24 protein-coding genes are annotated in these 22,319 nt (G+C 64.0%); 11 read left to right on the forward strand and 13 right to left on the reverse strand.

The window, feature by feature from the left end:
* Nucleotides 1–8: 8 nt before the first annotated feature.
* From FJ867_RS05870 to FJ867_RS05880, 3 genes are all read right to left on the reverse strand, one after another.
* Nucleotides 9–1,532 (reverse strand): tripartite tricarboxylate transporter permease, encoded by a 1,524-nt coding sequence (locus FJ867_RS05870; RefSeq protein WP_140556474.1) that lies wholly within the window; start codon nt 1,530–1,532, stop codon nt 9–11.
* A gap of 4 nt (nt 1,533–1,536) precedes the next feature.
* The gene (locus FJ867_RS05875) at nt 1,537–2,073 is read right to left on the reverse strand and encodes a tripartite tricarboxylate transporter TctB family protein (protein WP_140816774.1); all 537 of its coding nucleotides are present in this window, start codon (nt 2,071–2,073) and stop codon (nt 1,537–1,539) included.
* Between the two features lie 130 nt (nt 2,074–2,203).
* Nucleotides 2,204–3,181 carry a tripartite tricarboxylate transporter substrate-binding protein gene (locus FJ867_RS05880; RefSeq protein WP_140513746.1) on the reverse strand — a complete coding sequence of 326 codons (978 nt, stop codon included), beginning with the start codon at nt 3,179–3,181 and terminating at the stop codon, nt 2,204–2,206.
* Nucleotides 3,182–3,364: 183 nt separating this feature from the next.
* Between FJ867_RS05880 and FJ867_RS05885 the strand changes: the two genes are divergently transcribed.
* The gene (locus tag FJ867_RS05885) at nt 3,365–4,213 is read left to right on the forward strand and encodes an IclR family transcriptional regulator (protein ID WP_246675019.1); all 849 of its coding nucleotides are present in this window, start codon (nt 3,365–3,367) and stop codon (nt 4,211–4,213) included.
* A gap of 112 nt (nt 4,214–4,325) precedes the next feature.
* Here the strand turns inward: FJ867_RS05885 and FJ867_RS05890 are convergent, their stop codons facing one another.
* Nucleotides 4,326–4,865 carry a GNAT family N-acetyltransferase gene (locus tag FJ867_RS05890; protein WP_140584279.1) on the reverse strand — a complete coding sequence of 180 codons (540 nt, stop codon included), beginning with the start codon at nt 4,863–4,865 and terminating at the stop codon, nt 4,326–4,328.
* Nucleotides 4,866–5,172: 307 nt separating this feature from the next.
* Between FJ867_RS05890 and FJ867_RS05895 the strand changes: the two genes are divergently transcribed.
* The 3 genes from FJ867_RS05895 (at nt 5,173) to FJ867_RS05905 (ending at nt 8,206) form a co-directional block, all read left to right on the forward strand.
* Entirely contained in the window at nt 5,173–6,150 is a 978-nt protein-coding gene (locus FJ867_RS05895) for a tripartite tricarboxylate transporter substrate-binding protein (RefSeq protein ID WP_140584278.1), read from the forward strand.
* A 75-nt stretch (nt 6,151–6,225) separates the two neighbouring features.
* Nucleotides 6,226–6,687, forward strand: a complete 462-nt coding sequence (locus FJ867_RS05900; RefSeq protein WP_140496398.1) for a tripartite tricarboxylate transporter TctB family protein — start codon at nt 6,226–6,228, stop codon at nt 6,685–6,687.
* Between the two features lie 10 nt (nt 6,688–6,697).
* Entirely contained in the window at nt 6,698–8,206 is a 1,509-nt protein-coding gene (locus FJ867_RS05905) for a tripartite tricarboxylate transporter permease (RefSeq protein WP_140513750.1), read from the forward strand.
* A gap of 1 nt (nt 8,207) precedes the next feature.
* On the opposite strand, the gene nth is transcribed toward FJ867_RS05905, so the two are convergent.
* The gene (gene nth / locus FJ867_RS05910) at nt 8,208–9,011 is read right to left on the reverse strand and encodes an endonuclease III (RefSeq protein ID WP_140816775.1); all 804 of its coding nucleotides are present in this window, start codon (nt 9,009–9,011) and stop codon (nt 8,208–8,210) included.
* Between the two features lie 22 nt (nt 9,012–9,033).
* Here nth and FJ867_RS05915 point away from each other — a divergent pair, with 22 nt between their 5' ends.
* Nucleotides 9,034–9,528 carry a DUF2244 domain-containing protein gene (locus FJ867_RS05915; protein WP_140500184.1) on the forward strand — a complete coding sequence of 165 codons (495 nt, stop codon included), beginning with the start codon at nt 9,034–9,036 and terminating at the stop codon, nt 9,526–9,528.
* 45 nt (nt 9,529–9,573) lie between these two features.
* On the opposite strand, the gene FJ867_RS05920 is transcribed toward FJ867_RS05915, so the two are convergent.
* Nucleotides 9,574–10,389 (reverse strand): class I SAM-dependent methyltransferase, encoded by an 816-nt coding sequence (locus tag FJ867_RS05920; protein ID WP_140500186.1) that lies wholly within the window; start codon nt 10,387–10,389, stop codon nt 9,574–9,576.
* 114 nt (nt 10,390–10,503) lie between these two features.
* Here FJ867_RS05920 and FJ867_RS05925 point away from each other — a divergent pair, with 114 nt between their 5' ends.
* The 4 genes from FJ867_RS05925 to FJ867_RS05940 all read left to right on the forward strand — a co-directional run bounded on the left by FJ867_RS05925 (nt 10,504) and on the right by FJ867_RS05940 (nt 14,623).
* Nucleotides 10,504–11,382, forward strand: a complete 879-nt coding sequence (locus tag FJ867_RS05925; protein WP_140500187.1) for a bifunctional helix-turn-helix domain-containing protein/methylated-DNA--[protein]-cysteine S-methyltransferase — start codon at nt 10,504–10,506, stop codon at nt 11,380–11,382.
* A 161-nt stretch (nt 11,383–11,543) separates the two neighbouring features.
* Complete coding sequence (locus tag FJ867_RS05930) at nt 11,544–12,449, forward strand: ribokinase (protein ID WP_140513751.1); 906 nt, start codon at nt 11,544–11,546, stop codon at nt 12,447–12,449.
* 9 nt (nt 12,450–12,458) lie between these two features.
* Entirely contained in the window at nt 12,459–13,898 is a 1,440-nt protein-coding gene (locus FJ867_RS05935) for an amidase (protein WP_140816777.1), read from the forward strand.
* 110 nt (nt 13,899–14,008) lie between these two features.
* Nucleotides 14,009–14,623, forward strand: a complete 615-nt coding sequence (locus tag FJ867_RS05940) for a LysE family translocator (protein ID WP_140522507.1) — start codon at nt 14,009–14,011, stop codon at nt 14,621–14,623.
* 173 nt (nt 14,624–14,796) lie between these two features.
* Here FJ867_RS05940 and FJ867_RS05945 read toward each other — a convergent pair whose 3' ends face one another.
* Complete coding sequence (locus tag FJ867_RS05945; protein WP_140816779.1) at nt 14,797–15,738, reverse strand: nucleoside hydrolase; 942 nt, start codon at nt 15,736–15,738, stop codon at nt 14,797–14,799.
* 301 nt (nt 15,739–16,039) lie between these two features.
* Between FJ867_RS05945 and FJ867_RS05950 the strand changes: the two genes are divergently transcribed.
* Together FJ867_RS05950 and FJ867_RS05955 are read left to right on the forward strand one after the other, a co-directional pair.
* A complete protein-coding gene (locus FJ867_RS05950; protein ID WP_013893014.1) occupies nt 16,040–16,465 on the forward strand; it encodes an Hsp20 family protein in 426 nt (141 codons plus the stop codon).
* A 76-nt stretch (nt 16,466–16,541) separates the two neighbouring features.
* On the forward strand, nt 16,542–16,799 hold the full coding sequence (locus FJ867_RS05955; protein WP_140558405.1) for a DUF1150 family protein: 258 nt from the start codon (nt 16,542–16,544) through the stop codon (nt 16,797–16,799).
* A gap of 69 nt (nt 16,800–16,868) precedes the next feature.
* Here FJ867_RS05955 and ptsN read toward each other — a convergent pair whose 3' ends face one another.
* From ptsN to lptC, 6 genes are all read right to left on the reverse strand, one after another.
* Nucleotides 16,869–17,333: a PTS IIA-like nitrogen regulatory protein PtsN gene (gene ptsN, locus FJ867_RS05960; RefSeq protein WP_135898701.1), complete on the reverse strand. Its 465-nt coding sequence runs from the start codon at nt 17,331–17,333 to the stop codon at nt 16,869–16,871.
* Between the two features lie 58 nt (nt 17,334–17,391).
* Nucleotides 17,392–17,970: a ribosome-associated translation inhibitor RaiA gene (gene raiA, locus FJ867_RS05965; RefSeq protein WP_140816781.1), complete on the reverse strand. Its 579-nt coding sequence runs from the start codon at nt 17,968–17,970 to the stop codon at nt 17,392–17,394.
* Nucleotides 17,971–18,234: 264 nt separating this feature from the next.
* Nucleotides 18,235–19,761, reverse strand: a complete 1,527-nt coding sequence (gene rpoN / locus FJ867_RS05970; protein ID WP_140558403.1) for an RNA polymerase factor sigma-54 — start codon at nt 19,759–19,761, stop codon at nt 18,235–18,237.
* 195 nt (nt 19,762–19,956) lie between these two features.
* Nucleotides 19,957–20,775 (reverse strand): LPS export ABC transporter ATP-binding protein, encoded by an 819-nt coding sequence (lptB, locus tag FJ867_RS05975; protein ID WP_140500202.1) that lies wholly within the window; start codon nt 20,773–20,775, stop codon nt 19,957–19,959.
* Complete coding sequence (locus FJ867_RS05980; protein ID WP_140500204.1) at nt 20,775–21,359, reverse strand: LptA/OstA family protein; 585 nt, start codon at nt 21,357–21,359, stop codon at nt 20,775–20,777. Before FJ867_RS05980 ends, lptB begins: the two co-directional genes overlap by 1 nt.
* The gene (lptC, locus tag FJ867_RS05985; protein ID WP_140500206.1) at nt 21,346–22,059 is read right to left on the reverse strand and encodes an LPS export ABC transporter periplasmic protein LptC; all 714 of its coding nucleotides are present in this window, start codon (nt 22,057–22,059) and stop codon (nt 21,346–21,348) included. The genes FJ867_RS05980 and lptC overlap by 14 nt, the downstream gene beginning before the upstream one ends.
* Nucleotides 22,060–22,319: the final 260 nt, after the last annotated feature.

A 22,319-nucleotide genomic window follows, 5' to 3' on the forward strand; every position in this document is an offset into this window, starting at 1 on the left:
CAAATCGATCAGGCATCGCCCGGCACATGCTCCGGCCCCCGCAATCGGCGGCGTTCGATGTAGGCCCAGATATGCGGCCCGACCAGGCCGATGAAGGCCAGCGTCAGCAGGGTCAGCGACAGCGGGTGCTTGTAGAACACCGACCAGTCGCCGTTCGAGATCGTCATGGCGCGGCGGAATTGAGTTTCGGCGAGCGGTCCCAGGATCATGCCGATGATGACGGGCGCGGTCGGGAAATCGAAGCGCCGCATCAGGAAGCCGGCAGCACCCAGGAGATAGAGGATGGCGAGGTCGATCGGCGACTGCGAAATGCCGTAGGTGCCGACGGTGGCGAAAACCAGGATGCCGGCATAGAGCTGCGGCGCCGGGATCTTCAGCAGCCGCACCCAAAGCCCGATCAGCGGCAGATTGAGGATGACGAGAATGACGTTGGCGATGAACAGGCTGGCGATCAGTCCCCAGACCAGGTTGCCTTGTGTCGTCAGAAGCAGCGGGCCTGGATTGATGCCGTAGCTCTGGAAGGCCGAAAGCATGATTGCCGCCGTCGCCGAGGTCGGCAGCCCGAGCGTCAGCATCGGCACCAGCACGCCGGCGGCCGAGGCATTGTTGGCGGCCTCCGGACCGGCTACCCCCTCGATGGCGCCAACCGTGCCGAATTCCTGCTTGTGCTTCGAAAGCTTCTTTTCGATGGCATAGGACAGGAAGGTCGGGATCTCGGCGCCGCCGGCCGGCATGGCGCCGATCGGGAAGCCGATCGCGGCGCCGCGCAACCAGGGCTTCCACGAGCGCCTCCATTCGGCCGCCGTCATATAGAGCGAGCCCTTCAGCGGCACGATCTCGTCCTTGCCAGCATAACGGCGCGAGGCCATGTAGAGCGTCTCACCGACGGCGAACAGGCCGACGGCGGCGATGATGACGTCGACGCCGTCGAGCAGTTCGGTCATGCCGAAGGTGAAGCGCGGCTGGCCGGTCTGCAGGTCGACCCCGATCATGCCGATAACAAAGCCGGCGAACAGGCTGGTCAAGCCGCGCACCGAGGACGAGCCCAGCACCGCCGAAACCGTGATGAAGGCCAGCACCATCAGCGAGAAATATTCGGCCGGGCCGAAGGCCAGCGCGAACCTGACCACGATAGGCGCCAGGAAGGCGACGCCCAGCGTGCCGAGAGTGCCGGCGACGAAGGAGCCGATCGCCGAGGTGGCAAGTGCGGCGCCGCCGCGCCCGGACCGGGCCATCTTGTTGCCTTCCAGCGCGGTGACGATGGTAGCGCTTTCGCCTGGCGTGTTGAGCAGGATCGAGGTCGTCGAGCCGCCATACATGGCCCCGTAATAGATGCCGGCAAACAGGATGAAGGAGGCCTCCGGCGCAACCTGGTAGGTGATCGGCAGAAGCAGCGCGATGGTCAGCGCCGGTCCGAGGCCGGGCAGCACGCCGATGGCGGTGCCAAGCGTGGTGCCGAGCAGGCACCACAGAAGGTTGACCGGAGTGAAGGCGACGGCGAAACCGTGTGCCAGATGGCCTAGCGTTTCCATGGCGTCAGCCCCTCAGCGTGCTGGTGAACGCATCGATTACCGTATTCAGCTGGTTCTCGATGAAACCGGCGCCGATATTGACGCCGAGCGCCCTGGCGAAGCCGAAATAGGCGGCCAGCGCCAGCACGAGGCCAGTGAGCGCATCGCGCAGCGTATGCCGGCTGCCGAAGCCGTAGCAGACCAGAACGAACATGATGACGGATGCCGCGGTGAAGCCGAGCGGCTGGATCAGGAGCAGGTTGGCGACAAGGCCGATGACGACGAAGCCCATCGCCTTCCAGTCGGTCGGCGTCTCCTTTTCCTCCTCCGGCTGCCAGCCGCCGCGCAGTGCGGCGACGATGAGCAGGAGCGAAAGAACCACCAGGCCGAACATGGTGAGGTAGGGAAAGACGGTCGGGCCGACCTTGGAGTAGAGCGGCGACACCGGGATCGCCAAGGTCTGCCAGGCGACCGCCCCGGCACAGGCCAGAAGCCCGATGCCGATCAGCAGTTCGGGTTTGGCAAGGCGCGAGGACGCAGCCTGCTGGTCGCTGGTGCTCATGAATGTCCTCCCAAGACAGCCGGCGTCTCACAGCCGGCTTTTATCCTATCTTCATCCCCGGTGGATCGCATGTCCATGCGAACGGCGGGAGGAAAAAGGGCGGACCATGGACCCGCCCCCTTCAGGGAAATCAGGCGAGCCCGAGATCCTTGAGGATGGCTTCGATGCGAGCCGTATCCTCGGCAAGGAACTTCGCATAGTCGTCGCCGGTGAGCAGGATGGGCGTCCAGTTGCGGTTCTTGCATTCCGTGGCCCAGGCATCGCTCTTGGCCATGGTCTCGACCAGCGTGATCATCGCCGCCTTATCGGTATCGGAGACGCCGGGGGGTGCGAAGACGCCGCGCCAGTTGAACAGTTCGACGTCGATGCCGGCTTCCTTCAGCGTTGGCGCATCGATGCCCTCCTGCCGCTTGTCGGCGGAAATGGCGAGCAGCCTGAGCGCCCCGGCCTTGACCTGTTCGGAGAACTCGCCAAAGCCGGAAATGCCCGCCGCCACCTGGTTGCCGAGCAGCGCTGACAGCGCCTCGCCGCCGCCCGCGAACGGCACGTAGGACAGGTTTGTCGCCGGCACGCCCGCCGTCTTGGCGATCAGGCCGAACAGGATATGGTCCGAACCGCCGGCCGAGCCGCCGGCGACGGGAACCTTCGTCGGATCCTCTTTAAGCGCGGCGACGAAGTCGGCGGCCGTCTTGAACGGAGAGGCCGCCGGCACCACCAGCGCTTCGAACTCGCCGGTGAGCCGGGCGATCGGCGTGACCTGCGTCAAATTATTGGCGGCCTTGTTGGCGATGATGGCGCCGACCATGACCATGCCGCCGACCATCAGCGAATTGCCCTTGCCGTTCCATTGACTGATGAATTGCGGCAGCCCGACCGTGCCGCCGGCGCCGCCGACATTGGTGATCTGCGAGCCGGAGATCAGCTTCTCGCTGCGCAGCACCTGGTCCATCGTGCGCGCGGTCTGGTCCCAGCCGCCACCGGGCGCCGCCGGCACGAAAATCTGGATCTGCGGCGTGCCTTGGGCAAAGGCGGGAGAAAGACGCGACGCCACCAGCCCGGCGGCCCCCGCGGCAGCGGTGCTCATCAAAAATTTGCGTCTGTTCAGCATGGGATTCCTCCAAATCACGACACCTCCTCCGGTGCCCGCCAAAAACGCGCCTGAAACCAGACCCGTGCTTGAGTTCAAGCAGACTTTACCGCGTTCCGTCAACAGGAACGATATTCTGCTGGACAGAATGCTTGAGCTGCGCGACACAATCGCGCCGCTCGACCTTTGTTCGACTGGGGACCAATGAATTCGGCAGGCAAACCAGCTGGCATCGAAATCCGGAGCGCGTCAGCCGACGGTGTTGCCGCGCTTGACCGGGCCATTGCCATCCTCGATGCATTCACCACGGCGGACCGCTCGCTCAGCCTTTCCGAGATCGCGGCCCGAACCGGCCTCTATAAGAGCACCATTCTGCGCCTGGCCAATTCGCTTTTGCGCGGACAATTGCTCGAGCGCCTGGACGACGGCCGCTACCGCATCGGACCGGCCAGCTTCCGGCTCGGCGCGCTCTATCAGCGGTCAGTCGTGGCGGTCGACATCCTGCTGCCGATCATGCGCGACCTCTGCGAGCTAAGCTGGGAAAGCGTTGCGTTCTATGTCCGCTCGGGAGACGTGCGCACCTGTCTCTACCGGGTCGAGTCCAAGCATCCTATCCGCTATACGATCCGCGAGGGTGACGTCCTGCCGTTGCTGGTGGGCTCCGGCGGGCGTGTGCTGGCGGCGTTTTCCGGACAGCCGGGCGAACCCTACGAAACCATCCGCAAGACTTGCAACTGCCTCGCTATCGGCGACCGCGACCCGCAGACGGCGGGCCTGTCGGCGCCGGTGTTCGGGCCGGGGCGGGTTCTGCTCGGCGCCTTGACCCTGGCCGGCCCGAGCACACGCGTCGACGCGGCCTTCCTGCGGCGCATGCGGCGGCCGCTGCTCGAGGCGGCGGCCCGTGCCACCCGCGCCTTCGGCGAGGATGCCGCGATGCTCGATGAAGCGGCTCGCGAAGCCGCGGTGCAAACGGATAATGCCAGTCCCGGCGCGGTTATCAGGAGCAGACGGCGTTCTCGGATCATTTCGACGCCCTTGCGGAACGACCGCTAATGCATGCCGCCCAAAGGGACCTCGGCTTTGGGAGAACGACGTAAAACAAGAAAGCTAAGCGCAGCGCATGAATCCGTTTCGACGCCGCGCGCTTTAGGCACTTGGCGAGTGCTCAGGCCAACCGCTCCAGCAGGATGGTCGGGGTTTCGTGATAGATGGTCCGCGCCACCTCCCGGTAGCCGCACTTCGTCGCCACGTTCAAGGAAGCGGTGTTTTCGGGATCGATGATGCAGACGGTTTTGCCACGTCCGAAGGTCTCGTCGCCCCAGCCAAGCACGCGGCTGACGATCTCGGTGGCGAGGCCGGCGCCGTGGGCGGCCGGAGCGAGCGCCCACCCGGCCTCCGGAATGCCCTCTATCGGCGGCTCCATATCGCGCTTGAGGTCGTGAAACCCGGCCTCACCGACGAAACGGCCCGTCGCCTTGTCCTCGATCGCCCAGAAACCGTAGCCGAGCAGCGACCAGAGCCCGGCGTGACGCAGGAAGCGCATCCAGCTCTCTTCTCGCGTGCGCGGCCTGCCGCCGATGAAGCGGGTGACGACCGGATCGGCCCACATGGCGACATAGGCGTCGAAATCCTCCAGCCGGTGCGCTCGCAGGACGGCGCGCGTCGTTTCGATCACCGGAACGCCGCTTGTGTCGTGATGGTTCATGGGTCGCCCTCGCTCAAACCTGCAAAGCACCTAGCAAATCACCGGCCGCGTGCAAGGGCCAGGCCAGGACGGATCATCTTCCAGACAGACGGCGCGCGCTTGGCGTGCCCCGATCCAGCCGGGGCAGTCGTTCCTCCGATGGTCCGGCCGCCTCATGGATCGCAAGCCAGAACGGTTGCGGATATCAGCACTTTGCCATTTGAGTACGATTGCAATCTGTTAGCCTGCCCTAGTTGTACCCGTGCAGCCGGTGTCGAGGAGAACTCCGCGCAGCGGTTGAAGATTTAAGCTCTGGGAGGAAATCACGATGAGAAGATTTGTCGCCGCTCTGGCTGCCGCCGTGGCGGTCATGCTTTATCCCGTCGCCGCAGGCGCGCAAACCTATCCCGAACGCACCATCACCGTCGTGGTGCCGTTTGCGGCCGGCGGCCCGACCGACACGGTCACGCGTCTTGTCGCGGAAGCCATGTCCAAGGATCTCGGCCAGCAGGTCATCGTCGAGAATGTCGGCGGCGCCGGTGGCACGCTGGGCGCTGGCCGCGTCGCGAAGGCCGAGCCGGACGGTTACACCCTGCTCCTCCATCACATCGGCATGGCCACCAGTGCCACACTCTACCGAAAGCTCGCCTACGACACGCTGAACGCCTTCGAATATGTCGGCCTCGTCACCGAGGTGCCAATGACCATCGTTGGCCGAAAGGACCTCGAGCCGGCCGATTTGAAGGGATTGGTCGAGTACGCCAAGGCCAACAAGGATAGCGTCACCGTAGCCAATGCCGGCATAGGTGCTGCCTCGCATCTCTGCGGCATGCTGTTCATGAGCGCTGTCAAGACGCCGCTGGTCACCGTCCCCTACAAGGGCACCGGCCCGGCCATGACCGATCTCCTCGGCGGCCAGGTCGACATCATGTGCGACCAGACGACCAACACCACCAAGCAGATCCAGGGCGGCACGATCAAGGCTTACGCCGTCACCTCGCCGGAGCGCCTCGATGTGCTGCCCGATGTCCCGACGACGACGGAAGCCGGCCTTCCCGACGTGCAGGTCAGCATCTGGCACGGTCTTTATGCCCCCAAGGGCACTCCGGCGGAGATCACCGAACGGCTGTCGAAATCCCTGCAGGTCGCGCTGAAGGACGAGAACGTCGCCGCCCGCTTCGCCGAGCTCGGCACCAGGCCGTCGCCGCAGGCCGACGCGACGCCGGCCGCGCTGAAGGCCAAGCTGGAAAACGAGATCGCGCGCTGGAAGCCGATCATCGAAGCCGCCGGCCAATACGCCGACTGAGTTTTGAACGGGGCGCCGCCGGCGCCCCGTTTTCGCTTCGGTATCGTCGCGCGCCCGCAGCTTGGGAGGAATGTCATGAAGGCTTTCGCAATCGACAGGACGAACGGCATATGCGCTGCGCTGTTCATCGTTTTCGGCGCATTTTTCGCGTTGCAGTCGCTCGGCCTGGAAATCGGCACCGCCTTCCGCATGGGGCCGGGCTATTTCCCGCTGGTGCTGGCGATCGTGCTGATCCTGCTTGGCCTCGTCATCCTCGTCCAGGCGATGCGATTCGAGGGCGATCCGATCGGCTACATTGCGTGGCGCGGCTCGCTGTTTATCCTTCCCGCTCCGATCTTCTTCGGCCTGACGGTGCGCGGCCTCGGCTTCATTCCGTCTATCTTCCTGACGGCGCTGATCGCATCGTTCGCCAGCGGCCGCATGAAACCGCTGACTGCGTTCGTGCTGTCGACCGGCCTGACCCTGTTTGCATTCCTCGTCTTCAGCTACGCGCTCGGCCTCCCGTTCCGGCGCTTTGGCCCATGGCTGCCATTGTGAGGAGATGAGCATGGAGCTCCTCGACAATCTGGCGCTCGGCTTTTCGACCGCTTCATCGCTGACGAACCTTGGATTCTGCCTGATCGGCGTCCTTCTTGGCACGCTGATCGGGGTCCTGCCCGGGATTGGCGCCACCGCGACCATCGCCATGCTCTTGCCGATCACCTTTCAGATCGGCGACCCGGTTTCCTCCCTCATCATGCTCGCCGGCATCTATTACGGTGCGCAATATGGCGGCTCGACCACGGCCATTCTCATCAACATGCCCGGCGAATCGTCCTCGGCCGTCACGGCGATCGACGGCTATCAGATGGCCAGGAACGGCCGCGCCGGCGCGGCACTCGCGATCGCGGCGATCGGTTCGTTCTTCGCCGGCACGGTGTCGACCTTCCTCGTCGCCATCTTCGCCCCGCCGCTGACCTCGATCGCGCTGGAGTTCGGCGCGGCCGAATATTTTTCGCTGATGGTCGTCGGCCTCGTCTCGTCGGTCGCGCTTGCGCACGGTTCGATCGTCAAGGCGCTGGCGATGGTCGTGCTCGGTCTGTTGCTCGGCATTGTCGGCACCGATATCTACACCGGCACGCCGCGCTTCACGCTCGGTATCCCCGAATATGCCGACGGGCTGAATTTCGTCGCCGTGGCGGTCGGCGTCTTCGGCATCGCCGAGATCCTTCGCAACCTCGAAAACGAGCATGAGCGCTCGGTGATGATCCGAAAGGTTTCCGGCCTCATGCCCACCCGCGACGACTTCAGGCGCATGGCGGCGCCCATCGTGCGCGGAACGATCATCGGTTCAGCGCTCGGCATCCTGCCGGGAGGCGGCGCGATCCTCGCGGCCTTTGCCTCCTACACGGTCGAAAAGCGCGTATCGAAAAACCCCGAAGAATTCGGCAAGGGCGCGATCGCAGGTGTCGCCGGGCCGGAATCGGCCAACAATGCCGGCGCGCAGACCTCCTTCATCCCCATGCTGACGCTCGGCATTCCAGCCAATCCGGTCATGGCGCTGATGATCGGCGCGATGATCATCCAGGGCATCGTGCCCGGCCCGAATGTCGCGACCGAACAGCCGGCGCTTTTCTGGGGCATCATCGCCTCCATGTGGATCGGCAACCTGATGCTGATCGTCCTGAACCTGCCGCTGATCGGGCTCTGGGTGAAGCTGCTTACGATCCCCTATTACGTGCTTTTCCCGATCATCATGGCGTTCTGCTCGATCGGCGTTTACAGCGTCAACACCAATGTCTACGACCTCTACGCCGTCGCCTTTTTCGGCTTCCTCGGCTATCTCCTGACCAAACTGCGCTGCGAACCCGCGCCCCTGCTGCTCGGCTTCGTGCTTGGCCCCCTGCTTGAGGAAAATCTCCGCCGGGCCATGATTCTGTCGCGTGGCGATCCCAGCGCCTTCGTGACGAGACCGATCAGCGCCGGCCTGCTCCTCATCGCGCTCGCCGTGCTCGTCATCGTCTTCCTGCCCGCGGTCAAGAAGAAGCGCGAAGAGGTGTTTGTGGAGGAGAGTTAACTTATTGAATTCCGCTCGCTTCCTCGAGCGGAGCGATCTCGACCAGCGGCGCCGGCACGCTGGTCGTCTTTTCCTGCGCCTTGCAGAGGTCGGCGATGACGCAGGCCGGGCAATCCGGCTTGCGCGCCTTGCAGACGTAGCGGCCATGCAGGATCAGCCAGTGATGCGCGTGGCGCATATATTCGTCGGGAATGATCTTCAACAGCCCCTGCTCGACCTGGTCGGGCGTCTTGCCGGGCGCCAGTCCTATGCGGTTGCCGATGCGGAAGATGTGCGTGTCAACGGCCATCGTGTGCTGGCCGAAGGCCATGTTGAGCACGACATTGGCGGTCTTGCGCCCGACCCCCGGCAATTTGACCAGTTCGTCCCGGCTGTCCGGCACCTCGCCACCATGATCGCGAATCAATGCCTGCGACAGCGCGATGACGTTCTTGGCCTTGTTGCGCCACAGACCGATGGTCCTGATATAGTCGCCGACCCTGGCCTCACCCAGATCCAGCATTTTGCGCGGCGTATCGGCGATCTTGAACAGCGCCCGCGTCGCCTTGTTGACGCCGGCGTCGGTCGCCTGCGCCGACAGCACGACGGCCACCAGCAGGGTGAAGGGATTTACATGTTGGAGCTCGCCCTTCGGCTCCGGCCGCTGGACGGCAAAGCGCCGGAAAATCTCGTGCACCTCCGCCGGACTGTAGAGCGTTCTGCATCGGGCCGGCCTGGGGCTCGGCTTGGCGTTCGAGCCGTCGCGCCGTCCAGGCGGTGGCTTCTTTTCGGATTGTGCGGGTACTTTGGACTTGGGGCTTGCCATTTCCTTCCTATAATATCCAGATATGAACGACACAAATGCCTCGTTCCAGGCGGACGAACCCTTCTTCAGCGCCTTGCTGACCCCGCACCGGTCGCTGGGCAAGACCGGCTTCGCCGTGCTGATGGTCGCGCTGCTGTTCGGCTGGCTGGTGACCGGGGCTTTTTTCCTGTCGCGCGGCGCCTGGCCGGTTTTCGGCTTCTTCGGTCTGGACGTTGTCGCCGTCTACATTGCCTTCCGCATGAACTACCGTGCCGCCCGCGCCCGCGAGGAGGTGTCGATCTCGCGCACCAGCCTCGATATCCGCAAGACCGCGCCGTCGGGAAAATCGGAAGCGCACCGCTTCAACCCGTTCTGGGCGCGCTTTTCGGTCGCCCGTCACGCCGAAATCGGCATCACCCGGATGGCGGTCGAGGCGCAGGGACAAAACGTGGCGATCGGCGGCTTTCTCGACCCCGATTCCCGCGAAAGCTTCGCCACCGCCTTTTCACGTGCGCTCGCCACCGCCAAGGCGCGCTAGCCGAACAGCTTGCGTCCGGACCGCGTCGAACAAGGGTACGACGTTTCAGAAGCGATAGCGCAAAAGCCTGCCGATCTTGCGCAGTGCGGGAATGTATTTCCAAAGCCGAACGAACAGCTGCGCGGGCCAGCCCATGCGGGCGGCGTGTTCAGGTCCATAGGCCGGGATGTCTTCGATGAATCGGAGCTTCGGGACAGCCAGTTCCAGTTCGTGCGGATCCTCGATCGCCCAGTGGACCTCGGCGCCTGTCGCCCTGATCGCTGGATTGAGGCGCAGCAGCTTCAGGCCGAAACCGCTGTAAGCGTCGAAAATCAGGTCGCCGCCGGCAAGATGTATGACCAGGCGCGAGAACAGGCGGAACCCTTCCTCGGCCGGGAGATAGGGCGTCAGCCCCTCCGCCACCACGATGGCCGGTCGGTTCCGGGGCACTTCAGCCAGCCAGTCCGGCTCTGTTACCGACGAAGCGATGAGGCGATAGCGGTCGCGCGGCGGGTAAAGCTTGCGCCTGAGTTCAATGACTTCCGGATAGTCGACATCGAACCAGTCGACGCCTGGTAGCGGATTGACCCGGAAGATGCGCGTGTCGAGCCCGCACCCCAGATGCAGCACGATGGCATCAGGATTTCTGGCCAGAAACTCCTCGACGCGGACGTCCAGCGTCTTTGCCCTGATCGCCAGGCCGATGCCGAGATTGCTGTCGACCTTGAGCCTTGAGAAATCATAGTCGATCTTGCGCACCGCCTCGTCGGCGAAACGATCCCCAAGCAGCGAATGGGGCATCCGGCTTTCCAGCGCCTTGCCGTAGAGCGTCATCAGCAAGGTTTCTTTCGCGCCGGCGAGATTTACCTTTTCACCCGCCATGGCGACTCCTGGGCCCGAAAACCAGAGTTTATCTGGGTATGCGCCGCAAGAAGGCAAGTTTCGGGTGGCGATCGGCGCCCCAAGGGCTGATATTCCGGCTCAAGGAGAAGTCCCATGAGTACACAGACAGCAGTCCTCAAGAAGGACATCACGCCCGAAGGCAGCGACTACGAAATCGTGCGCCGCGCCATCGAGAAGATCAGCCTCGACTATCGCGACCAGCCTTCCCTCGAGGAGCTTGCAGAGGAGGTCGGTGAGACGCCGACCGGCCTGCAGAAGCTGTTCACACGCTGGGCCGGCCTTTCGCCCAAGGCTTTCCTGCAGGCGGTGACGCTGGACCATGCCCGCAGGCTGCTCGATTCCGGCATGCCGCTGCTTGAAACATCATTCGAGCTCGGTATGTCCGGCCCCGGCCGGCTGCACGACCTGTTCGTCACCCATGAGGCGATGTCGCCGGGCGACTACAAGACGCGCGGCGCCGGGCTCACCATCCGCTATGGCTATCATAGCTCGCCATTCGGCACCGCCCTGATCATGGCCACCGACCGCGGGCTTGCCGGCCTCGCCTTTAGCGATCCGGGCGAGGAACGCGCCGCTTTCGCCGATATGTCCAGCCGCTGGCCGAATGCCGTCTATGTCGAGGACATGGCCGCGACCGGTCCCTACGCCGCACGCATCTTCGACCCGACGCTGTGGCGCCCGGACCAGCCGCTGCATGTCGTGATGATCGGCACCGACTTCCAGGTTCGCGTCTGGGAGGCCTTGCTCCAGATTCCGATGGGCAAGGCTCGCACCTATTCCTCGATTGCCGCCAGCATCGGCGCGCCGAGCGCCAGCCGCGCCGTCGGCGCCGCCAACGGCGCCAACCCGCTCTCCTTCGTGGTGCCTTGCCACCGCGCCATCGGCAAATCCGGCGACCTCACCGGCTACCACTGGGGCCTGACCCGCAAGCGCGCCATTCTGGGCTGGGAGGCTGGACAGGTCACCTCTTGAAATCGGGAACGCCGGCAACTTCCGCCGGCATTGCCACGTGGAAAACGACGACGCCCCGCTGACTCGCATGACGCGGCACCGCGGCGCTTGCCATATCGGCATGCACTGGAAAGCAACGATCTTACAGGATAGCTTCCCGCTCATTCATGAGGAGGCATTCCTTGATCATCGTCGTCGGCTCGATCAATCTCGACCTTATTGCCAATGTCGACCGCTTGCCGAGCCCTGGCGAGACGGTGAGCGGCTCCGGTTTCGCCACCGCGCCCGGTGGCAAGGGCGCCAACCAGGCGTTGGCCGCCGCGCGCGCCGGCGCCAAGGTGCGCATGGTGGGAGCCGTCGGCAAGGATAGTTTCGCCGGCGAGGCCCTGGCGCTGCTGCGCCAGGCCAAGGTGGATCTGTCTGGCGTGGGCGAAACTTTTGCCTCGACGGGCACCGCGCTGATCATGGTCGGCGACGATGGCGAGAACATTATCGCCGTGGTGCCGGGTGCCAACGCCTCGGTGCTGCCCGGCGACCTGGCCAAGGCCTTCCCCCGAAAAGGCGATGTCGTGCTCCTGCAACACGAGATCCCGCTTGCGACCGTCGAAGCCGCGCTCGATCAGGCAAGCGCGGCCGGTGCCGTCACCGTGCTCAACACCGCACCCTTCCATCGCGACGCGGCCGGCTTACTCGGCAAGGCCGACTATGTCGTCGCCAACGAGACCGAGTTCGACCTGTATGGCGAGGTGCTGTCGCTGAGCGGGCGCGACCACGCGGCACGGATGCGCGACTTTGCCGGGAAAACCGGCCGCACCATCGTCGTCACGCTCGGCGGCGACGGCGTGATGGCGGCGACGCCGACCGATTCCCTGACGGTTCCCGCATTGAAGATCACCCCGGTCGACACGGTTGGTGCAGGCGACACCTTTTGCGGCTATTTCGCCGCCGGCCTGTCGTCGGGCCTGCCCCTCGAACAGGCGCTCGCCCGGGCCGGCGCGGCCGGCTCGCTGGCATGCCTGAAGCCGGGCGCCCAGCCGGCCATCCCGTTGGCCGCCGATGTCGACCAGGCACTCCTGAAATCCCGCTGAGACGACAGAATGCGCCCCCAGACAAAGCATGCCGCGCCACCGGCCGGCGACATCTGCCGCCTGTCTGCCGTCGAACTGGCCGACGCGATCCGGCAAAGGAAACTTTCGGTACGTGAGGTCGTGACGGCATTCCTCGACCGCGTCGAAGCCGTCAACCCGCTCGTCAACGCCATCGTTTCCTTGCGCGATCGTAGCGATATCCTGCGCGAGGCCGACGCAGCCGATGCCCGTCCGGACCGGGCCGGTGCGCTCTTCGGCCTGCCGATCGCGGTCAAGGATCTCGCAATGACCCGCGGCCTGCGCACCTCCTTCGGCTCGCCGATCTTCGCCGATTTCGTGCCGCAGGAGGACGATTTCTTCGTCGAGCGCATGCGCAAGGCCGGCGCCATCATCATCGGCAAGACCAACGTTCCCGAATTCGGCCTCGGCTCCAACACCTACAATCCCGTGTTCGGCCCGACGCTGAACGCCTTTGATCCAGATTTGAGCGCCGGCGGCTCGAGCGGCGGCGCCGCGGTGGCGCTGGCGCTGGACATGGTGCCCGTCGCCGACGGCAGCGACTTCGGCGGCTCGTTGCGCAATCCAGCCGCCTGGAACAATGTCTATGGTTTCCGGCCATCGCAGGGGCTCGTCCCCGGCGGCCCGGACGTCGAGGTCTTTCATGCCCAGATGGGCGTCGATGGGCCGATGGGTCGCAATGTCGGCGACATGGCGCTGCTGCTCGACGTGCAGGCGGGCTATCATCCGCGCGCACCCTTGTCCTATGAGAAACAAGGCTCCTTCCTCGAAGGCCTGCATGTGCCCGCCAAAGGCGGCCGTGTCGCCTGGCTCGGTGATCTGGGCGGGCATTTGCCCATGGAGCCCGGCATCCTCGAGCTCTGCCGAGCCGCGCTCGACCGCTTCGGGCAGGCCTCGTTCAAGGCCGAGGCACTGGTGCCGGATTTTGATTTCGAGGCCTTGTGGCAGGCCTTCGTGACGTTGCGCCAGGCAAGCAGCGGCTGCGCGCTGAAAGTGCATTATGACGATCCCGCCAGGCGCGCCCTGTTGAAGCCCGAAGCCGTCTGGGAGGTGGAGAACGCGCAACTCCTGACGGCGCCTCGGATTCGCGCCGCCTCGGTCGTCCGGACGTCCTGGTACCGGACGCTGCTGTCGCTGTTCGACCGCTTCGACCTGATTGCATTGCCGACCGCGCAAGTCTTTCCGTTCGACGTCGGCACCCATTGGCCGCGCGAGATCGCCGGCCGGCCGATGGACAGCTATCACCGCTGGATGCAGGTTTCGGCGCCCGCCACCATGGGCGGCTGCCCGGCCGTCAGCGTGCCGGTCGGCTTCGACGCCAGAGGCCGGCCGATGGGCATGCAACTGATCGGCCGGCCGCGTGGCGACATGGCTGTGCTGAAGGCGGCGGCGGCCTATGAGACGACACTGCCGTGGCCGTCCGGCGCCTGAATCCGGTGCATCTGCGTATCGCGCGGCTCCATGTGCCGGCTTGCACCGGCATCGCCGCCATGCATTGATTGTGGCGCCGCACAGGCGGCATTCTGCCCGAGGGAAAAATCATGTCGCTGGAACTCTATGCCGCCTATGTCCTTGCGTGCGTCGTCATCATCCTGGTGCCAGGGCCGACGGTCACGCTGATCATCGCCAACAGCATCCGTCATGGCTCCCGCGCCGGCCTGGCCAATGTCGCCGGCACGCAGGCCGGCCTGGCGGTCATGATCGCCATCGTCGGCATCGGCCTCAACACGCTGATATCGGGCATGGGGCACTGGTTCGAATGGGTGCGGCTGATCGGTGCCGCCTACCTGATCTGGATGGGCGTGCAGATGTTCCGGTCCAAGGGCAAGCTGAATGCCGACGGAACGGCGCGGAAGCCGCGCGGCGGCTTTTTCGTGCAGGGCCTGCTGGTGGCGCTCAGCAACCCGAAGACGCTGATCTTCTTCGGCGCCTTCTTTCCGCAATTCATCGCGCCGCAAGGCAATTATTCGCTGCAGATCGCCGTCATGGGCCTCACCGCCATGATCTTCGCCGCCATGTCGGATTCGACTTATGCGCTGGCCGCCGGCCGCGCCGGTCGCATCCTGTCCGCCCGCCGCGTCAAGCTCCTGTCCAGGATCAGCGGCAGCTTCATGATCGGCGGCGGCCTGTGGCTGGCGTTTTCACGGTCGAAGTGAGCACCGCCGCCTTTCCTTCCCCCTTGTGGGGGAAGGTGGATCGGCGCGCAGCGCCGAGATGGTTGAGGGGTGCGTGACGGAGTGAGGCGTCGGCGTTCCCCGGAACACCCCTCATCCGACCTCCCTTCGCGAGGCCGCCTTTTCCCGCGAGGGGAGAGGGTAAGGAGGCGGATTTAAAGCCGCCCCAGCCGTTCCAGCAACAGCGCGAAGAAGCCGTCATGGTCGATGTCGCCCATCACCTTGGCGTTCTTTTCCCGCTTGGTGACGCCCCACCAGTCGATCACGGTCATGCCCATGGTCAGTTCCGAGCTGGTTTCCACGCTGACATTGCAGTTACGGCCTTTGAACAGCTCCGGTTTCAACAGGTAGGCGATGACGCAGGGGTCATGCAGCGGCCCGCCATCGGTGCCGTATTTCTCCTCGTCGAAACGCTCGAAAAACTCCAGCATCTCGGCCGTTGCGGTACCGACCTTGGTGCCGAGCTTGCGAAAGGCCTGGGTGCGCTTGGCGGTGGTCAGCGCCTTGTGGGTGACGTCGAGCGGCATCAGCACGATCGGAATGCCGGATTTCAACACCACCTCGGCCGCGTGCGGATCGACATAAATGTTGAATTCGGCCGCCGGCGTGACATTGCCGCCTTCGAAGAAGCCACCGCCCATCAGGATGATTTCCTTGATGCGCGGCGCGATCCGCGGCTCGCGGATCAGCGCCAGCGCGATATTGGTGAGCGGCCCGAGAGCGCACAGCGTGATGCTGCCGCTCTCTTCCTTCATCAGCGTCTCGACGATGAAATCGACGGCGTACTTATCCTGCAGCTTCATCGTCGGTTCGGGCAATTGTGGCCCGTTGAGGCCGGTTTGGCCATGCACCGCCTCGGCCGTAACCAGTTCACGCGCCAGCGGACGGACGGCGCCGGCATAGACCTTGATGTCGGGTCGGCCGGCCAGTTCGCAGATCTTGCGGGCGTTCTTTTCGGTAAGCTTCAGCGGCACGTTGCCGGCTACGGCTGATATGCCGACGATCTCCAGCTCGGGGCTGCCAAGCGCCAGCAATATGGCCACGGCATCGTCCTGGCCAGGATCCGTGTCGATGATGATCTTGCGTGTTTGGGGCATTTCAATTCCTTGTTTGGCCATGAGCTCATGCGTCCGAGCGAGCATGCGAAACGCACCGAACCGGCCTTGAGCTGCCGAACCGCTCCGCCCGGGGGACGAATCCCGGCGCAGCGCTTCTCCTTGCATCTCACTGCCGTTTCAAGCGCCATGTCGATCATTCTTGTGAGTCCACGACGTGGTCTTTTTGGGCGGGTGTTTTGATGGCTTGAACTTGGTCGTGGGGCGGACCATATCAAGACCATCGGGAAAAATGCCATCTGGGTTTTTCCAGTTTATGTCGCTCTTGAGAGGACAATGTAACATGAGCCGAATGACGCCTTTCTCCAGTCCGCTTCTCCTGGGTTTCGACGCCATGGAAAAGACGCTGGAGCGCCTGGCGAAATCCGGTGACAGCTATCCTCCTTACAACATCGAGCGGCTCAGCGGCGCCGACGGCAAGGCCGAAAGGCTGCGCATCACGCTCGCTGTCGCCGGTTTCGCCGAAAGCGATCTCGATGTCACCACGGAGGAAAACCAGTTGGTTGTGCGCGGTCGTCAGACCGACGATACCGAGCGCGAATTTCTTCACCGCGGCATCGCCGCACGCCAATTCCAGCGCTGCTTCGTGCTGGCCGACGGCATGCGGGTGATTGCGGCGGAGCTGAAGAACGGCCTTTTGTCGATCGATCTTGATCGGCCCGAGTCCGAGCGGCTGGTACGGAAAATAAACATATCGGTGAAAGACTGATCTTTGCCGATGGCTCTCATGCGGGATGGCCTACTGCCCAGAACCAGGGCGGCGTCTCGCGCCAAGGAGGCTTGAAATGACCAGAATTGACCAAAATCCCACCATGACCAGCGGTGAATTCGCCCATCTCGGCGAGGGCTCGGTCGCTTATCTGCGCAAGGTAACGAGCGAGGAACTGCTCGGCCGTTTCCCGGGCATTGGCGAAATCGCGCCCGGCATGGAATTGTGGGCGCTGTTTGCCGCCAACGGCCAGCCGATCCTGCTTTCGGATGCGCGCGATCGCGCGCTGGCCGGCGCCATGGAAAACGACCTGACCACGGTCGCCATTCATTAAGGCGATTTTCCGCTGAAAACGAACGGGGCCGCCCGTGGCGGCCCTCGACCATCGTTTATCCAGAAAACGTCAGGCCGCGTGCGAGGCCTGGGTGTCCGATAAAAGCGCGTGGATTGCCACGGCGTCGCGCGTTCCCCTGATCTTGGCCACTGTATCGGCGTCGCGCAGCACCCGCGCGATGCGCGACAGCGCCTTCAGATGATCGGCGCCGGCCCCTTCAGGGGCCAGCAGCAGGAACACCAGGTCGACCGGCTGGTCGTCGAGCGCCTCGAAATCGACCGGCGTCTCCAGGCGGGCGAACACGCCGGCGATGCGCTTCACGCCGGCCAGCTTGCCGTGCGGAATGGCGATGCCGTTGCCGACCCCGGTCGAGCCGAGCCGCTCGCGCTGCAGGATGGTGTCGAACACTTCCCGCTCCGGAATGCCGGAAATCGCGGCCGCCCTCTCCGACAGCAATTGCAGAAGCTGCTTCTTGGAGTTCGCCTTCAACGCCGGCAATATCGCCGGAACGTTGATGAGATCGCTCAGATCCATACTTGAAAATCCCTTGTTCGCCTGCCGTCACCAGTCCCCACCCCTCGTGCGGCCGGTTTTATCCCTGTGCGACCTTGGTCGTGGACGGATCGATCCAGCCGATGTTCCCATCCGGCCGGCGATAGACGATGTTGACGTGATTGTTTCCGGCGTTGCGGAAGACGAAGACCGGACTGTCCTTTGTGTCGAGTTCTATGACCGCCGACGCCACCGACATGGTCTTCGGCGTCATGGTCGATTCGGCGACGATGGCCGGCGCAAAATCCTCCGGAATGTCCTCGTCGTCATCGGCGAGTGGCGCCATCACCGTGTAGGCGATATCGGTGAGCTCGCCATTGCCCGAATTGTGCGATTTCAGCCGGCGCTTGTAGCGCCGAAGCCGGGTTTCCAGACGATCCGCCGCGGCCTCGAAAGCCAGCGTCGGGTCCTGGGCATCGCCGGTCGCCTGCAGCGAAGCGCCGGAATCCAGCCGGATCATGCAATCCGCCGAATAGCGCGAGCCCGATTTGATGACGGTGACATGTCCGGCAAAGCCGCGGTCGAAATATTTGCCGATCGCCTCGCCGACACGATCGTTGATGCGCGTACGGAACGCATCGCCGATATCCATGTGTTTTCCCGATATGCGCAGATTCATCTGAAAACTGACCTTCCTTGCTCAGGCTTCAAACTGGCCGGAGTTTATACTCGTGGTCCGTGCGCACAAGCTTTGCGGCGTCACTCGCGCCGATTTAAATCCAAACTTTCCGGTTGATCACAAGCCGCCTTCTTGACCATCCCTAGGCCATTGTCGTGACGGACCATCCGCTAGCGGGCGCCGAGCCCGTCTCATGCGGGCGGGCTTCTAGCCACTTCACCGCAGCTTGTCAATGAAGCACGAACCCTGTGGAAATCGCCGAACCTAGCGCCCGGCGCTGGCAAGGGCCCGCTTCTCGCGCCGGCGCTGCACCGAGGACGGGATATTCATGCCTTCCCTGTATTTGGCGACCGTACGCCTGGCGATATCGACGCCGCTTTCGCGCAACATGTCGACGATCGCGTCGTCGGACAGGACGTCGACGGTTTTTTCCTCGTCGATCAATTGCTTGATGCGGTCACGCACCGCTTCCGACGAATGCGCCTCGCCACCGCCCGACGAGGCGATCGAGGCGGTGAAGAAATAGCGCAGTTCGAACACGCCGCGCGGCGTCAGCATGTACTTGTTCGCGGTGACCCGGCTGACGGTCGATTCGTGCATGCCTATGGCGTCGGCCACCGTGCGCAGGTTGAGCGGCTTCAGCTGGCGCACGCCATGGACGAGGAAGGCATCCTGCTGGCGCACGATCTCCGATGCGACCTTGAGAATGGTCTTTGCCCTCTGATCGAGGCTGCGCGTCAGCCAATTGGCGTTCTGCAGGCACTCGGCCAGGAAATCCTTTTCGGCCTGGTTCTTGGCGTGCGGCGAAACCTGGGCGAAATAGATGTGGTCGACCAGCACGCGCGGCAGCGTTTCGGCGTTGAGCTCGACCGTCCAGCTGCCGTCATTGGCCGCGCGCACCTCGACATCGGCAATGACGGCGTCGCTGGCGCCGCCCGAAAATGCCATGCCCGGCCGCGGATCGAGCGCCCGGATCTCGGCCAGCATGTCCAGCAGGTCCTCTTCGTCGACGCCGCAGATCCGCTTCAGCGTGTGGAAATCGCGGCGCGCCAGGAGTTCGAGATTGGCAATCAGCGCCTTCATCGCCGGATCGAGCCTGTCGCGCACGGCAAGTTGCAGCGACAGGCATTCGGCAAGGTCGCGGGCGAACAGGCCGGCCGGCTCGAAGGTCTGGCACACCGACAGCACCTTGGCCACGGCGTCGGCGCCGCTACCAAGGCGCGAGGCTATCTCAGCCATATCGGCGCGCATATAGCCGGTCTCGTCGAGGCCGTCCGCGAGTTCGCCGGCGATCAGGCGCGCCGCCGGATCGGCGAAAGCGAGCGCGATCTGCTCGCTGACATGATCGCGCAGCGTGATCGCGGTCGCCGCCATGTCGCCGGCATCGAAGCCTTCGGACGAGGACGTGCCGCCATTGCCGGTCGCCGATTTCCACTGTGCCGTGAGGTCTGGTCCGAGCCGCTCGCTGGTGCCCGGGTCGTCCGGGAACAGGTTCTCCAGCGATGTGTCGAGCTTTTCCGAGATCGCCTCGGCGCTCCATCCCGCTTCGGTCTCGAACCAGTCGCCGTCGTCGGCCGTTTCCGGTGCCGCCTCGGTCCTCGGCGCCTGGTCGCTGGCGGCGTCGTCCTGCGGCTCGGCGCGCTCCAGCAACGGGTTGCGCTCGATCTCCTCGTCGATGAAGTGCTCGAGTTCGGCATGGGTGAACTGCAGCAGCCGGATCGACTGCATCAGCTGTGGCGTCATCACCAGCGACTGCGACTGTCGTAGCTGTAGTTTCGCCGCCAACGCCATGGTTCGGTTTCAAACGCCTCGTCTGCATCCGGACTGCCGGAAGGAATTTTCGCGAACCGATAGAAACTGGCCCGGCTTTTGCTTGTCAAGGCAAACGCTAGCAAAACCCGCTTACCGGAGCGTTATCCCGGAGCAAAATCACGAAAAAGCGGCCCCTGACAGGCAAAAAATCGCGTCAGGAAACAAATTTCACGCTCAAAGCGTGAATCCCTCGCCCAGATAGAGCCGCCGCACGTCGGGATTTGCGACCACTTCATCGGCCCGGCCATGAGTGAGCACCTGGCCGGCATGGATGATGTAGGCGCGGTCGATCAGGCCGAGCGTCTCGCGCACATTGTGATCGGTGATGAGCACGCCGATGCCGCGCGCCGTCAAATGACGCACCAGTTGCTGGATGTCGGCGACGGCAATCGGGTCGATGCCGGCGAAAGGCTCGTCGAGCAGCATGTAGGCCGGGCGCGTGGCCAGCGCACGCGCGATCTCCAGGCGCCGACGTTCGCCGCCGGAAAGCGACATCGATGGCGCCTTGCGCAGATGGCTGATGTGGAACTCCTCGAGCAGTTCGTCGAGGCTGCGCTCGCGCTCCTTGCGGCTCTTTTCGACCACTTCCAGCACGGCGCGAATGTTCTGCTCGACGCTGAGGCCGCGGAAGATCGAGGCCTCCTGCGGCAGATATCCGATGCCCAGACGAGCACGCCGGTACATCGGCATGGAGGTGACATCGAAGCCGTCGATCTCGATCGTGCCCTCGTCCACCGGCACCAGGCCGGTGACCATGTAGAAACAAGTGGTCTTGCCGGCACCGTTCGGACCGAGCAGCCCGACGGCCTCGCCGGCACGCACCCCGAGCGTGACGCCGCTGACCACCTTGCGACCCTTGTAGCTCTTGGTCAGGCCCTTGGCGATCAAGGTTCCCTTGAACTTCGCCTTATCGGCGGTGACCGTGGCCGGAGCCGAAACCTTGCCGGCGGCCCGCCCCGGAAGACGCGCCGTCAGCGACGACAGGCTGGCCATCAGGGGTTCGTCGCTCCCGATTTCGGCGGTGGCGTCATCGACATGATGACACGTCCGCCGCAGCCGTCGACATTGGCGAGGCCAGTCTTCATCTGCACGGTGAGCTTGCAGCCCTTGAGGACATTGGGGCCTTGCGACAGCACCACTTCCTTGCCGGACAGGACCAGCACCTGCGTCTTCATGTCGAAGGTGCCATTGTCACCGGTCGCGATCTGGTCATTCGACTTGATGTAAACTTTTCCGCTGACTTCAAGGTGGTCGATGTTGGCGGAGCCGGTCATCGCCGCTCCCGCTGCTTCCGTCCCCTTTGCGGCCGCGTTCGGGTCCTTGACGTAGTAGACCATCATCTTGCCGGACTTGAGCAGGGTCGGTCCCTGCACGACCGTGACGTTGCCGGTGAACACGGCGACGTTGTCTGCCTGCCGGACCTCCAGCTTGTCGCTCTCGATCTGGATGGGCTTGTCGCCCGACAGTTTGAGCCCGGACGCGCTCTCGGCGGTGGATTGCGCCAGCGCCGGCGCAAGCCCCAGCAAAAGCAGCGCCGAAGCTGCGGCGGCAAGCCGTGTCGAACTAATGAGCCACATTCGCTTCTTCGCCCTTTGCCTCTGCCGCCTTCAGATTGGCGGGATCGATATTGACGCGCACCTTGTTCTCGAACACCAGAACCTTGCCATTGTCCTGCACCGACAAGGAATTCGCGGTGATCTGCGACCCGTCACGGCTGACGTCCACGGGGTCATCCGTCTTCATAGTGCCTTTGCCCATGTCGAGGAAGACCGATTTGAACCTGGCCTGAAGGCCGTCGGTCGTGGCGATCGTGACGTCGCTGGTCAGGTGCATCGTATTGCCTTCGCGATCGTAGGTACCATGCGTGGCTTTGATCGCAGCGACATTGTCGGCCGCGATCGGCACCTTGGCGTCGATGCCGTCGAGTTCGATGATGCCTTGCGTGCTGACGTCCTGTATGGCGCGCAATGCCGTCATGGAATAGGGCAATTTCTGCTTGGTGAAGCCGTTGAGCTTGGGGTTGGCCATCACCAGCTTGCCGTTGGAAAAGGCGGTGCCTTCCGCCTGGACCGCGACGGACACCGGTGCGGCGAGGTAGGAATAGACCGGGAAGGCAATGGCGATCAACGCCGCTAGCACCGGCACGGCGAATTTGAGCACGCGCACCCGGCGCGAATGCCGCCGTGCGCGATCGAACGCGTCCCCCCTCGCCGGGCCGTCCGCCGGGGGAGCCAACTCCGTCTCGGTGCTGCTCGCTTCACTCGTTCGCGCTAACATAACTGCTTTCTTCTAAAACCCCTGCCCCGCCGGGCAACACCGCCTATAGGTGGGACGTCGGCGCTTTCAAGCAAGCACAAGCCGACGAAAACCGCGAAAATGTGACAGTTGCGGTCGTGCAGATCAGAACGGATCAACACCGACAGCCCTGCTTCATAGCAGAAATAGACGTCTGGCGTACATTTTTCGTTACCGCCGGCTCTCTCCTTACCTGCCGTTCGTTTCACGGACCAATCACGAAACCGACGTCTTGGCGGACG

This window comes from Mesorhizobium sp. B2-5-3, from assembly GCF_006441005.1.
Classification (GTDB): domain Bacteria; phylum Pseudomonadota; class Alphaproteobacteria; order Rhizobiales; family Rhizobiaceae; genus Mesorhizobium.

Bases quoted from the DNA above. Each gene is read 5' to 3' on its own strand.
- FJ867_RS05890 (WP_140584279.1), bottom strand. From the start codon at position 4,865: ATGAACCATCACGACACAAGCGGCGTTCCGGTGATCGAAACGACGCGC.
- FJ867_RS05915 (WP_140500184.1), top strand. From the start codon at position 9,034: ATGAACGACACAAATGCCTCGTTCCAGGCGGACGAACCCTTCTTCAGC.
- FJ867_RS05955 (WP_140558405.1), top strand. From the start codon at position 16,542: ATGACCAGAATTGACCAAAATCCCACCATGACCAGCGGTGAATTCGCC.
- FJ867_RS05940 (WP_140522507.1), top strand. From the start codon at position 14,009: ATGTCGCTGGAACTCTATGCCGCCTATGTCCTTGCGTGCGTCGTCATC.
- FJ867_RS05895 (WP_140584278.1), top strand. From the start codon at position 5,173: ATGAGAAGATTTGTCGCCGCTCTGGCTGCCGCCGTGGCGGTCATGCTT.
- FJ867_RS05980 (WP_140500204.1), bottom strand. From the start codon at position 21,359: ATGTGGCTCATTAGTTCGACACGGCTTGCCGCCGCAGCTTCGGCGCTG.
- FJ867_RS05870 (WP_140556474.1), bottom strand. From the start codon at position 1,532: ATGGAAACGCTAGGCCATCTGGCACACGGTTTCGCCGTCGCCTTCACT.
- lptB (WP_140500202.1), bottom strand. From the start codon at position 20,775: ATGGCCAGCCTGTCGTCGCTGACGGCGCGTCTTCCGGGGCGGGCCGCC.
- nth (WP_140816775.1), bottom strand. From the start codon at position 9,011: ATGGCAAGCCCCAAGTCCAAAGTACCCGCACAATCCGAAAAGAAGCCA.
- FJ867_RS05900 (WP_140496398.1), top strand. From the start codon at position 6,226: ATGAAGGCTTTCGCAATCGACAGGACGAACGGCATATGCGCTGCGCTG.
- FJ867_RS05905 (WP_140513750.1), top strand. From the start codon at position 6,698: ATGGAGCTCCTCGACAATCTGGCGCTCGGCTTTTCGACCGCTTCATCG.
- FJ867_RS05885 (WP_246675019.1), top strand. From the start codon at position 3,365: ATGAATTCGGCAGGCAAACCAGCTGGCATCGAAATCCGGAGCGCGTCA.
- raiA (WP_140816781.1), bottom strand. From the start codon at position 17,970: ATGAATCTGCGCATATCGGGAAAACACATGGATATCGGCGATGCGTTC.
- FJ867_RS05875 (WP_140816774.1), bottom strand. From the start codon at position 2,073: ATGAGCACCAGCGACCAGCAGGCTGCGTCCTCGCGCCTTGCCAAACCC.
- rpoN (WP_140558403.1), bottom strand. From the start codon at position 19,761: ATGGCGTTGGCGGCGAAACTACAGCTACGACAGTCGCAGTCGCTGGTG.
- FJ867_RS05935 (WP_140816777.1), top strand. From the start codon at position 12,459: ATGCGCCCCCAGACAAAGCATGCCGCGCCACCGGCCGGCGACATCTGC.
- FJ867_RS05920 (WP_140500186.1), bottom strand. From the start codon at position 10,389: ATGGCGGGTGAAAAGGTAAATCTCGCCGGCGCGAAAGAAACCTTGCTG.
- FJ867_RS05880 (WP_140513746.1), bottom strand. From the start codon at position 3,181: ATGCTGAACAGACGCAAATTTTTGATGAGCACCGCTGCCGCGGGGGCC.
- FJ867_RS05925 (WP_140500187.1), top strand. From the start codon at position 10,504: ATGAGTACACAGACAGCAGTCCTCAAGAAGGACATCACGCCCGAAGGC.
- FJ867_RS05945 (WP_140816779.1), bottom strand. From the start codon at position 15,738: ATGCCCCAAACACGCAAGATCATCATCGACACGGATCCTGGCCAGGAC.
- FJ867_RS05950 (WP_013893014.1), top strand. From the start codon at position 16,040: ATGAGCCGAATGACGCCTTTCTCCAGTCCGCTTCTCCTGGGTTTCGAC.
- lptC (WP_140500206.1), bottom strand. From the start codon at position 22,059: ATGTTAGCGCGAACGAGTGAAGCGAGCAGCACCGAGACGGAGTTGGCT.
- ptsN (WP_135898701.1), bottom strand. From the start codon at position 17,333: ATGGATCTGAGCGATCTCATCAACGTTCCGGCGATATTGCCGGCGTTG.